This is a genomic window from Coprococcus sp. AF51-11b1, assembly GCF_027682785.1.
GTDB lineage: Bacteria > Bacillota > Clostridia > Lachnospirales > Lachnospiraceae > Allocoprococcus > Allocoprococcus comes.
This window is the reverse complement of record NZ_JAQCZB010000006.1, coordinates 112,470-123,301: the sequence shown is the minus strand read 5'-3', so window position 1 is coordinate 123,301 and position 10,832 is coordinate 112,470. Positions and strand designations below refer to the sequence as shown.

10 protein-coding genes and 1 pseudogene are annotated in these 10,832 nt (G+C 39.5%); 1 reads left to right on the top strand and 10 read right to left on the bottom strand.

From position 1 onward, the window contains the following. From PGY05_RS07680 to PGY05_RS07645, 8 genes and pseudogenes are all read right to left on the bottom strand, one after another. Nucleotides 1–316: pseudogene (locus PGY05_RS07680) on the bottom strand (DUF6070 family protein); the annotation flags it as partial. A 212-nt stretch (nt 317–528) separates the two neighbouring features. Beyond that, nucleotides 529–1,368 (bottom strand): hypothetical protein, encoded by an 840-nt coding sequence (locus PGY05_RS07675; protein WP_021740685.1) that lies wholly within the window; start codon nt 1,366–1,368, stop codon nt 529–531. 55 nt (nt 1,369–1,423) lie between these two features. After that, nucleotides 1,424–1,681 carry a DUF6070 family protein gene (locus tag PGY05_RS07670; protein WP_270475632.1) on the bottom strand — a complete coding sequence of 86 codons (258 nt, stop codon included), beginning with the start codon at nt 1,679–1,681 and terminating at the stop codon, nt 1,424–1,426. A 133-nt stretch (nt 1,682–1,814) separates the two neighbouring features. Further along, a complete protein-coding gene (locus PGY05_RS07665) occupies nt 1,815–3,926 on the bottom strand; it encodes a penicillin-binding transpeptidase domain-containing protein (protein ID WP_227159832.1) in 2,112 nt (703 codons plus the stop codon). Nucleotides 3,927–4,055: 129 nt separating this feature from the next. Next, on the bottom strand, nt 4,056–5,777 hold the full coding sequence (locus PGY05_RS07660) for a lysozyme family protein (protein ID WP_028087879.1): 1,722 nt from the start codon (nt 5,775–5,777) through the stop codon (nt 4,056–4,058). Between the two features lie 25 nt (nt 5,778–5,802). Beyond that, on the bottom strand, nt 5,803–6,210 hold the full coding sequence (locus PGY05_RS07655) for a DUF6075 family protein (RefSeq protein WP_028087880.1): 408 nt from the start codon (nt 6,208–6,210) through the stop codon (nt 5,803–5,805). A gap of 88 nt (nt 6,211–6,298) precedes the next feature. Beyond that, nucleotides 6,299–8,638, bottom strand: coding sequence for a VirB4-like conjugal transfer ATPase, CD1110 family (locus tag PGY05_RS07650; protein ID WP_021740708.1), 2,340 nt, complete (start codon nt 8,636–8,638; stop codon nt 6,299–6,301). After that, nucleotides 8,619–9,011, bottom strand: coding sequence for a PrgI family protein (locus PGY05_RS07645; RefSeq protein ID WP_021740709.1), 393 nt, complete (start codon nt 9,009–9,011; stop codon nt 8,619–8,621). Before PGY05_RS07645 ends, PGY05_RS07650 begins: the two co-directional genes overlap by 20 nt. Nucleotides 9,012–9,093: 82 nt before the next feature. Here PGY05_RS07645 and PGY05_RS07640 point away from each other — a divergent pair, with 82 nt between their 5' ends. Further along, nucleotides 9,094–9,474, top strand: a complete 381-nt coding sequence (locus PGY05_RS07640) for a hypothetical protein (protein ID WP_021740710.1) — start codon at nt 9,094–9,096, stop codon at nt 9,472–9,474. A 54-nt stretch (nt 9,475–9,528) separates the two neighbouring features. Here PGY05_RS07640 and PGY05_RS07635 read toward each other — a convergent pair whose 3' ends face one another. Then, a complete protein-coding gene (locus PGY05_RS07635; RefSeq protein ID WP_021740711.1) occupies nt 9,529–10,365 on the bottom strand; it encodes a hypothetical protein in 837 nt (278 codons plus the stop codon). Nucleotides 10,366–10,448: 83 nt separating this feature from the next. Then, entirely contained in the window at nt 10,449–10,814 is a 366-nt protein-coding gene (locus tag PGY05_RS07630) for a glutamyl-tRNA amidotransferase (RefSeq protein WP_270475629.1), read from the bottom strand. Between the last annotated feature and the right edge of the window lie 18 nt (nt 10,815–10,832).

Here is a 10,832-nt window from a genome sequence, read left to right as displayed (position 1 = left end):
TCTGATTATCACAATCTACTGCCGCATATCCTTTTTCTTCCAGACAATTGATAATTTTTCTTTTCACCTTTAATGTATTTAACTCCGACTTCTCCTTCATATAAACAAACCGAAAAGTTTGTGCTGTTTTTTTTACTTCTGCATTCATTTCAGATTCTACGGTTTCTTTCTTTTCTTCTTTTTCCGTAATTCGATTTTGTCCGCACCCTGTAAAAACAATAAGAACTATCAATATCATCGCAAATATCTTACATATGTAATAATTCCCCATAAAAATTTTTTTATCCTTCAAAATACTCATCCAATACTGTTGCATCTTTTTTAACAACATAACCACTTCCACCGATTCCTTTCTTCTAATTTTTTTGTTCCTTAAATCTTACACTTGTAATATTTAAAAACCAAGTCTATTTTCAGGAATTGTATACTCCAGATTCACCATCTTTATGTGCGATATATCCTATTTTATTACCATCCTCTATATCTTCTCCATTTTTGTTACCCTGTCATTTTAAAGAACATCCTTACTTACACTGTTACATATTTTTCCGCTTCTTCTTTGCACTTCAACGTATTTCCATGCCCAATTACATATTCCATACATTCTTTTCCCTGCTCTTCTTTTCCGATTCGGTAGTAACATACTCCCAGCAGGAATCTGCGTGTAACCTCATAATAAGGCAGCTTTTCCGTATCATTTTCCAGTAATCTTACTGCTGCCTCATCTTCACCTTTCAGCATCAAATTTTTTGCCATAAACAGTGGATTCTTTTGAAATACTTTCCCTGCTTTTTCTAATGTAGCCGAATAACCTGCCGCATCTTTCTCCTGATATTTCTTCGACAGTTCGAGATTCGTCATGACCTGCTGCCAGGAACGTCCCTCTCTTTTTCCTTCCCATTCATTCTTTATATACTCTTCTGCCTTCTGCAACTGCCCATTTATGATCAGTGCAACTACATATTTAGACTCAGCTATCAGCATGACACTTTTTTGAAATCCATGATAATCCAAGCTCTTTCCGTACTTTACCAACTCTTCCAGCATTTCTGAATATTTTTCTGCATCACATTGCTGTGACAGAATCCGGTCAATTTTTGAAAAATCTCTGAGAATGTCCCTGATTAAAATGAATATACCTGCAATCAGATCAACCACCACGCAAATCCACAGAAGCCAGGGATCTGTCGTGACCCAGCCCGGCTGCTTCACATCGAAAAAGAGTACTGTCTCCTGATGCGGGAACGGATTTCCTTTGAAAATACTCACCACACAAATCAATGCTGCATAAATCAACAGCACATTCCGTATCATCCTGATGCGTCCATTTTTCTGCTTTTCATAAATCTTTTTTATCTGCTCTTCCATTTTCTCTACCTCGCTGTCACACTATTTTTGTACCTACAACATAATTATACATAAATTAATATTGTAGCGAATCTCTGTTCGGTTGTACAATATCTACTGCTGCCTGTTCTTCTTTCTCCGCTGTTTTGCAAAAATCTTCCACTTTTTCACGATTGACCATATCAATCTGATTATCACAATCTACTGCCGCATATCCTTTTTCTTCCAGACAATTGATAATTTTTCTTTTCACCTTTAATGTATTTAACTCCGACTTCTCCTTCATATAAACAAACCGAAAAGTTTGTGCTGTTTTTTTTACTTCTGCATTCATTTCAGATTCTACGGTTTCTTTCTTTTCTTCTTTTTCCGTAATTCGATTTTGTCCGCACCCTGTAAAAACAATAAGAACTATCAATATCATCGCAAATATCTTACATATGTAATAATTCCCCATAAAAATTTTTTTATCCTTCAAAATACTCATCCAATACTGTTGCATCTTTTTTAACAACATAACCACTTCCACCGATTCCTTTCACATTCTCAACCATACTGATAAGAAGAATTGGTTTGTCCACGCTTTTATCTGCCGTAAACACCGAAAACCACCCGATTTCTTTGCCAGAAGTATCTTCTTTCGTTGCCTTCAACTCGGCTGTCCCTGTTTTTCCAGCCAGCAAAATATCGTCACGATGTGCAGCATATCCGGTTCCTTCCGGATCATTTACAACACCTTCCACCCCTTGCATAATTTCTTCTACATTTTCTTTGCTAAACGCATTTTCTATCCATGTTTCACCGGATGCTTCTTCTTTGTATTTCAAATACGGTTTTATCATATTCCCTTCATTTAAAAATGAAGTATAAATACTTGCCAGATGTAATGGATTTACAAGAATCTGCCCTTGCCCATAACCACTATCTGCCAATTGTATTTCTGTTTCTATTTTATCTGTATTGGAATATGTTGATTCCTGCATCGCAATCTCAAACGGCATATCCTGATTAAATCCTATTTCATTTAAAGTATTCATAAAATTCTCACTACCAATTTTAAGAGCTGCCTTTGCAAAATAAATATTATCAGAATAGATAATTGCATTTTTCATAATAACCGGTTCATATTCATGAAGTGTTGTCACTTGATAAGATCCCCAAGACGAATCTTTCTGCCATGCCAAACCTTCATTTCCAAAATCTTCTTTTGGATCTATGCTTTCCGTTTTCAACCCAATTCCTGCCACAACTGGTTTAAATGTTGAACCAGGACACCATACTTGACGAAAACGATTATATAATGGCTTCTTTTCGTCTTCGTTTAATGATGTCCATTTCTCTGATGATAAGCCCCGTATAAATTCATTATTATCATAAGATGGGGTACTTACCAAAGCCAATACTTCTCCCGTATAAGGATTCATTGCGACAGAACACCCCGGATCTTCTTTAAACTGCTCGTATAATGATTTTTGCAAATCGGAATCTATCGTTAATCTTATATCCATACCATCTTCTTTAAAAATACTTGCAAGAACCTCTTTTACTTCCCCATCACTATCCAAAATCTTTATATCACAACCATCTTTTCCTTTTAATTGCTTTTCGTATAACTTTTCCACCCCAGATCTTCCGATTACACTTTCAGCTGAATATCCTTCCCCTGGATGATTTTCCAAATCTTCTGCTGTTACAGACTGTACATAACCAATTAAATGAGCTGCTGCTTCCCCTAACTCATAGGTTCTAACTTCCACATCTGATAGCATAACCCCTGGAATTTCCAAAAGTTTATTCTGACAATCCTGCTCCTCAAGTGTCTTTTCTTCTGGCTGTATTTTCATTAAATCTATTTCTTCTACTTTCGGAATAGTTTCAATTGGTACAAAAGAATCTTCTTTTACCCACTTTGCTGTGAGTTTGTTATTTATTGTTTCTACATCTATCTCTAATAACTCCGCTATTTTTTCAATAGATACATTCCTGTCTTCCAGCTTTCCCGGTATAATGCCAACTGATGTTGCTACTCCTTTTCCTGCAAGCATTTTACCATCTCGGTCTAATATTTCTCCTCTCTCCGCTTTTGATGTAGTAACACTTATTTTATCATCACTCTCTAAATCTGGAAAAATCAGGCTATCCTGCCATACTAATTTATATCCCTGTTTCGTCTTCTTCAGTTCCGCCATATTGTCAAATTGTATTGTTCCGGCAATTGTATTACATGATGTTTCATACGAAAGCGTAACTGTATCTGCTTTTTTCTCTTTCACAGCTATATGACTGATTTTAATGTCACTGACCTCTATTCCTTCGTATATCTTAGAATTTCGTTGTATGTATTCTTCTTTTGTCAGATAAACTTTTTCATCTGAATCTATCATAGTATACATTACTTCATATTCCTTTTTTTCAATATGGTTCATATATTCCACAAGTGTGTCTTCTGGTGATTCCGTTATCGTCCTTTTTAATAAAACACCTCCTGAAACAGCAATTACTGTTATAGCTACTATCAGCCCAAAAATCTTACAAGCGTAAGATTTTTGGATATTTTGCTTTTTTCGTCTATTTTTCATAGATATTCCTTTCTTCTAATTTTTTTGTTTCTTAAATCTTACGCTTGTAATATTTAAAAGTCAAGTCTATTTTCAGGAATTGTATACTCCAGATTCACCATTAGACTATCACACTTTTTCTCCTGCCTTTTAATATGCCGGGACACCGTATCCATAGATATTACTGCTTCCGATACGGTAACTCCGTCTTGCCACTTTATCCCCACTGTTGCCTTCTATGGTATTGACGGTTCCACCGCTGACACTCTCTACAATTCCAACGTGGTCAATCGTCCCATTATTTCCCCAGTCAAAGAAAATAATATCTCCTGCCACCGGGGTATAACTTCCGTCACGGAACCTACCTTTGCTTTCAAACCACTTCACACCGTCCGAACAAAGAGAAAATTTCGGAATGACTCCACTCTGAATATAACCGCTCTGGTCTGCACACCAGGACACAAAGCAGGCACACCACTCTACCCTGCCTCCAAATCCATACCATCTCCAATAAGTCGTTCCGCCTTTTCCTTCCTGCGATGCTGCCACCTGAACGATTGCCTGATTGCCGATACCTGTCGGGATTCTTCCAAATGCATAATACTGAAGCACATGTGGTACATACTGCTTGTCCCCATAACTGCTCCACCCCATTCTCTGTGCCATCATATCAGAAAATTCTGCTGCATTGGCAAGGGTATATCCACCTCTAGCTTTCGCCCATTCCAGATATCCATTTCCATAATTGTAGCTTTGCAATGCCAGTTTAATATTTTCCATATCCAGAGGATTTTTTACTCCTGCACGTTCCAGACAGCTTTTTATTTCCTGCACTCCGCAAGAAATCGAATACTCCGGATCTGTGATTCCATTCGGCTGTTTGGGATATTTTGTATTAAAACTGCCCTCTGAACACTGCATCGGGTCAAGTCCTCTCCCACCGGATTCCTGCATCATAATCGCTTTAATCAATTCCACATATTCACCAATTCCATATTGGTTTGCATACTGCCGAATTAGTGGCTCATATGCTTCTACTTCTGCACTGACAGAAGAAACCGTACTGGAATTATCCCCGCCTGTCATGCAAAGAAATCCACCAAATAAAATGACGATAATCAATATCACCACTGCAATCCAACCGCCTGCGGTCAATCCACTTAACAATGCTTTTATAGCTTCCATCAACGCTTTTATTGCATGTGTTACTGCCTTTGCTGTCGTTTTCACTGCAATCTTTGTATTCTGTGCTGTCTGTCTTGCTGCCTGCACTGCTTTTTCTGCTTTTTTCATGGAATAATGCATTGCCCGGACAGAAACATTTGCTGTCTGCTCCGATGTCTTAATACTGGTCTTTGCCGTCTGTTCTGCAGTCTTGACCGCTTTTCCAGAGGTCTTGATAGTACCTTTTCCAGTATTCTTTACAACCTGTTCCGATGCTCTCCCGGTCTTGATGGTTCTTTTATCCCGTTCAATGGTCTTAATTTTTTTGACAGCAAGTTCTTTTCCCTGCTCCTGTGCCGTTTCTCCGCCTGAAGGCGGTACTGGTCGAATTTCTTCTTTCGGCTGGTAAACTGTTTCTTCGCCTGTCGAAGAAACAGAAGCTTTCTCTTTCTTCCGTTCAATAATCTTTCCTGCCTGTCTGCGTACCTGATGCCCTGTTTCGTGAAAGATGCGGTCAGCATACTTGCTGGCCGCATCTTCTGCATAACCTACCGGATTATTCTCTCTATCACTAGATTTCTCCGTCGATTGCATGATATTTTCTTTTGTTCTGACATAGGACTGCTTAACATGGTCTGTCACTGTAACTGTCTTATCTAATACTTTAATATCCTTATGGACTTGGCGTGTTTTTATCTTACGATCCATCGCTTTTCTCCATTTGAATCTTTATCTAGCGTTCATGATTAGTTTCTTTTTTGCTCACCTGTGGCAGTTCCCGGCAGTATTCCGGGTATTTCATGCGGATTGCTTCATAAAAATATGATGCATAGCCACAATCGAACATCTCGTATGGGGTAGACAGACTTTCTTCTCCCTTCTCCACATATCCATTCCACAAGTTGAAAGCCAGTCTGGTCAATCGTGCCGAACCGCCTGTCTGCCACCCTTCATGCAATGCTTCTGGTTTAATCAAACGCTCTTTAAAATCAAACATGCGATCAACATGATTTCTGGTATCTTCAGAAATTCCCACACAATAGAAAAATGAACTGTAATAACTGTCGTGCTTTCCGCATTTAGCTAACATCTGATAAAAAAACTTTTCGTGTTCCTTTGATGAAAATCTGATTTCTGACATATTTGGCTCCTTTTCCGGCACTAAAAAACGCCACAAATTGTGACGATTTTCAGTGCCTTGCTTTTCATTATTCAAAATATTTTTAATTTTACATTCTTCCCCGGTTGATACTGTCCTCTCCCGGCTTTGTGGTCATCAGTTTATACAACCTTGTATTGGTTGGGAATCTATTGACGAACGGTACAAGCGAACTTCCATATTTCACCAGACCACAACCGGCATCTGCATTTGTGATATATCCCATTTGCTCTGTAGAAATATTCAAAAGTGTCGCCAACTTTGCTCTGTCCGGCTCTGCCTGATTAAGCATCACGATATACTCACTGTTGGAAATCATCGTACTTGCAAGAACAGAATCTAACAGATATTCCACGTTCTGTGTGATTGCTGTCGGGAATGCATTACGCTTACGAAATCTTCGCCATGCAGAGTTAAAAAATGCTCCGGAATACTCATTTTCAAATACTACATGAAACTCGTCTAAAAAAATATGGGTTCGCTTTCCCTGTTTCCAGTTCTCCGTTACCCGGTTCAACATTGCATCAGTGATTACCAGAAGTCCCATGGTCTTTAACTGTTTTCCTAAATCCAGAATGTCGTATACCATGATACGGTTATTCACATCAACATTACTTTCATGTGCAAATGCGTCCAGACTTCCATTGGTAAATAATTCTGATACCAGTGCCAAATCCTGTGCTTCCGGTTCTTCCTGTTCTAAAAATTTTTCACGCAACACCCGCAAAGTCGGCACTGCTCCGCCATGCTGATATTCCTCATAAACTTCTCCCACACATCGGTCAATAATGGAACGTTCCTTTGCATTGATTCCTTTTTTATCCAACTGTTCAAACAGAGATAAAATAAACTGTGACTTCTCAATCACTGGATCACCGCCATCTCCATATCCGTCTACCATATCCATTGCATTGATATGGTCCCGGCTTCCTGCAGCAATGCGAACCACTTCTCCGCCCATTGCTTCAACTAATGATGCATACTCTCGCTCTGGATCACAAATCAGGATATCGTCCTGCGTTGCCAGTGCCAGGAATACAATCTGCATTTTTGCATTAAAGGATTTTCCACTTCCCGGTACTCCTAAAAGGAATGAGTTTGGATTTAACAGTTTTTCTTTATTACACATGATTAAGTTATGGGAGATTGCATTTTCACCGCAATAGATTCCACCTGCGTCCATAATCTCCTGCACCCGGAATGGCATCAACACTGCTACACTCTCCGAAGTCAGTGTGCGGACTGCCGGAATCTTCCGGTGTCCGATGGGTAGTGCTGTATTCAGTCCGTCCATCTGCTGAAATTTCAGAACAGAAAACTGGCATAACTTTTTCCGTCCGATTGTCAGAAGTGTTTCCGTATCTGCATCAAGCTGTTTTTTCGATTCTGCCGTATGCACCATAGTCAGTATACCGAACATCATACGCTGGTCACGTGTGGTTAAATCGTCCATGAACTCTTTACTTTCTTTTCTCTGCTGTTCCAAATCATAAGGAATCACTGCGGAAAAGTTATTGTTGGCATTTTGGCGTCGTTGCCAGTTTGTTATATTAGTCTCCACACCTAACAAACGTTTTTCCACTTCCTGTACTGCTTCATCAGTCGGAACCGGAATCACATCAATGCTCAACATCAGATTTCGATTCATGTCGGTCAGTTCTGCTATCATATCGTCTTTGATGTAAGAAGCATACTCACGAAGAAAAAGTACTCTTCCATAACGATCTCCCATGCGGAAATAATCTTTTTCAAATTCAAAGGTATCCGGACAGATATAATCTTTAAAGCTGTGTCCTTTTCTCATATTCTCCTGAATATCAAAATGGAAACCAGATTCTTCTCCTGTACGGTAAAAATCGTGCAGAATCCGTAACTTATCTTCTCCATTTATCTCTACACATTTGGAACCCAATCTTGCAAAATGACTGTTCAGCTCTGTTGTCACTCGTGCAAAATACGTTCTGGCTTCTTCGATTGTTTTCTTATAGCAGGATACTGTCACATATTTTTCCTGCACCATGCTGTTGGAACTGGTTGCCTTATCTAAAAGCATATTGTTGTACTCTTTCCGATATAAATCCAGTCCGTCCTCCTGCATCGGAATCAGGATTGCTTTTTCAAAATCCACCTTATTCAAGCGGCGATTATTGATCGTTATTTTTGTTGTTCCACCGCAATCGAAAGAATTTAATAAATCCATATATTCCAGGAACATGGTTTCCTTATCTACTTTGCTTGCCACCGCGTAGTTGATATCTGTAAATTTATAAGTACGTGCAAATTTATTTCTCCCGATTTTAAAAATCCCGTCTGACCAGATAGTCTCGATGGGAATTACCTGCTGTACGCTTCTTGGAATTACAAATTTTTCTTTATCCTGCTTGAAAATATTACTCAGCGTTTTTATCATTCTTCTTGCGTCCCTCCTTCTTCAGACTTTCTTTCTCATATTTTTTAATGACTGGTTCTACCGCATCAAAATAAAGATTTTCTGACCGGAACACCAGTTTTTTCGGCATCAGGATTTCTGATTTTATCCATGCCCAGATAAACTGCTCCGCTGTCATTCCATGATATTTTACAAACCCGAACACTACACATGGGGCAGCTCCCAGTACACAAATCCAGCTCACTGTTTCCATGCTCATGTATGGGTGAAGCAAAAAATAAAGCCCAACGGCAATCCCGCAGGCTAATCCTGAAAAGATAAACTGTCTCAGGGACAATCCGAAAAAGATTGCTTCCGTGTAATCCCTGATTTCCTTGTTAATTTTTACTTCCAAAACGATACACCTCCAAATCGCACATTTGTTATATTTTTTCTGTTCTGTTACACTTTGGGTAAATGAAAGGGGGGACTGACCTATGCCAATCACTGTTATGATTTCACTTGTTGTTACCGTTGCTCTATTCCTGATTTCTCTGCTGTTTCGGATTGCTGCCAGATTAAATCTGACCTTACCGCTGTTATACTTTCTTGCTGTTTCCACAATTCTGAATCCATGGGCAGCAACTCATGAGAAACTTGCATTTGCAATCCTCTATCTGCTGACTGCCTTTTCTGTTCTCAGCTGGATTTTTGCTCTGCGACGCAAATGGCAGGAACATCAATACTACAAAGTTATGAAAGACGATATGTCCTTCCAGATTTCTCGTGCCAGACAAAGAGGGATTCCATTAGATTCTGTTCATTTCGATTCTCAGGGAAATATGAGATATAATGACAGCAAAGACATTGTAGAATAGGCTCATAACATACAACAGGGTATGTACGGTTTCTTACCATACATACTCTGTTTTTTATAATCCCATCATTTCCCTCACTACCCTGTCTGACATCTTCACCGCACCGACCAGTACAAGCATATTGAAAATCAACTCTCCAATATAGCTCCACACCATAGTGACTACTGCTGCATCTGGATTGACAACTGGCGGTGATGATGCAAACAATGAAAATATAATGCAGGCAAGTACCACGATTGCTCCCTCCAGACACACTGCTGCGTATGACTTCAAAAAACTTCTTCCGATATTCTGACTCGGCTCTCCTGCAAATGAAGATAATGGAATCGGTGCAATCGCTGTGTAAAGATACAATCGAAAAAATCTTCCATATACACTCATAATCATAATGAAGCTCAGAACTGTAATAAAAAGTCCACCGATCAACGTCACCGCCCATAGAGGAATACTTTCAAAAAATCCACAATCTTCTACCGCTTCTATGATTTCGTCCGGTAAAACGGTATCTTCCGTACTTCCAAATCCTGCGGTCTGCATAATCGTACTGGTCACTCCTTGTATGATATTGAATAATGCCATCATCAGCTCCAGTCCATACGTGACTACGCCTTTTGTAATCGCAAAACGGATAAAAATTTTCAATGCATGTTCCGGTCTTTTTACCTCTGTAAAACTTCCACAAGTCTTGACTACTCCGACTACAAAGAAAAGCACTAACAAAGCATAGCCGATTGCCTGCAATGCTCCATGGATCTGCACAATCACCTGCCAGATACCGCCACCCTTAAAGGTTTCCGGTGACTGTGTGAGTATCTGCCAGATTTCTGCAAGTTTGCTGTTCCAGGTATCCAAGGCATTTTGCAAGTTCTGTACTACCCAGTTATCTGACACCTTCTAAACACCTCCTGTCTTAGCCTGGGCGGTGCGATTCCTTTCGGACCTGCACCGTCCCGTTTCCTTATTTCCTATTCTTCTTAACCTGTAATCAGATTCAGGATTTCTTTTGCAAATGTAATAATAACACCGCCTGCAAGTGTCAGGAATCCATTCGCTCTCTGGCTTGGATCATGAGATTTCAGTGATAAACCGACCTGCACAATTCCAAATCCCAACAAAATCATTCCGATGGCACGAATCAGTCCAAAGATAAACGTGGACAGATTATTGATAACGGTCAGTGGATCGTCTGCCGCAAATACGGTACTTGCTCCTGCTGTCATAATCAGTACCATTGCCATATACACTGCCATGGCACGTTTCATTTTTGCTGTCATTGGCAGCTTCTTCTTTGATTTTGTTGTTTCTTTCTTCTCCTGCTTCTTTCGCATATCTAACTTCATTTTTTAATAGCCTCCTAT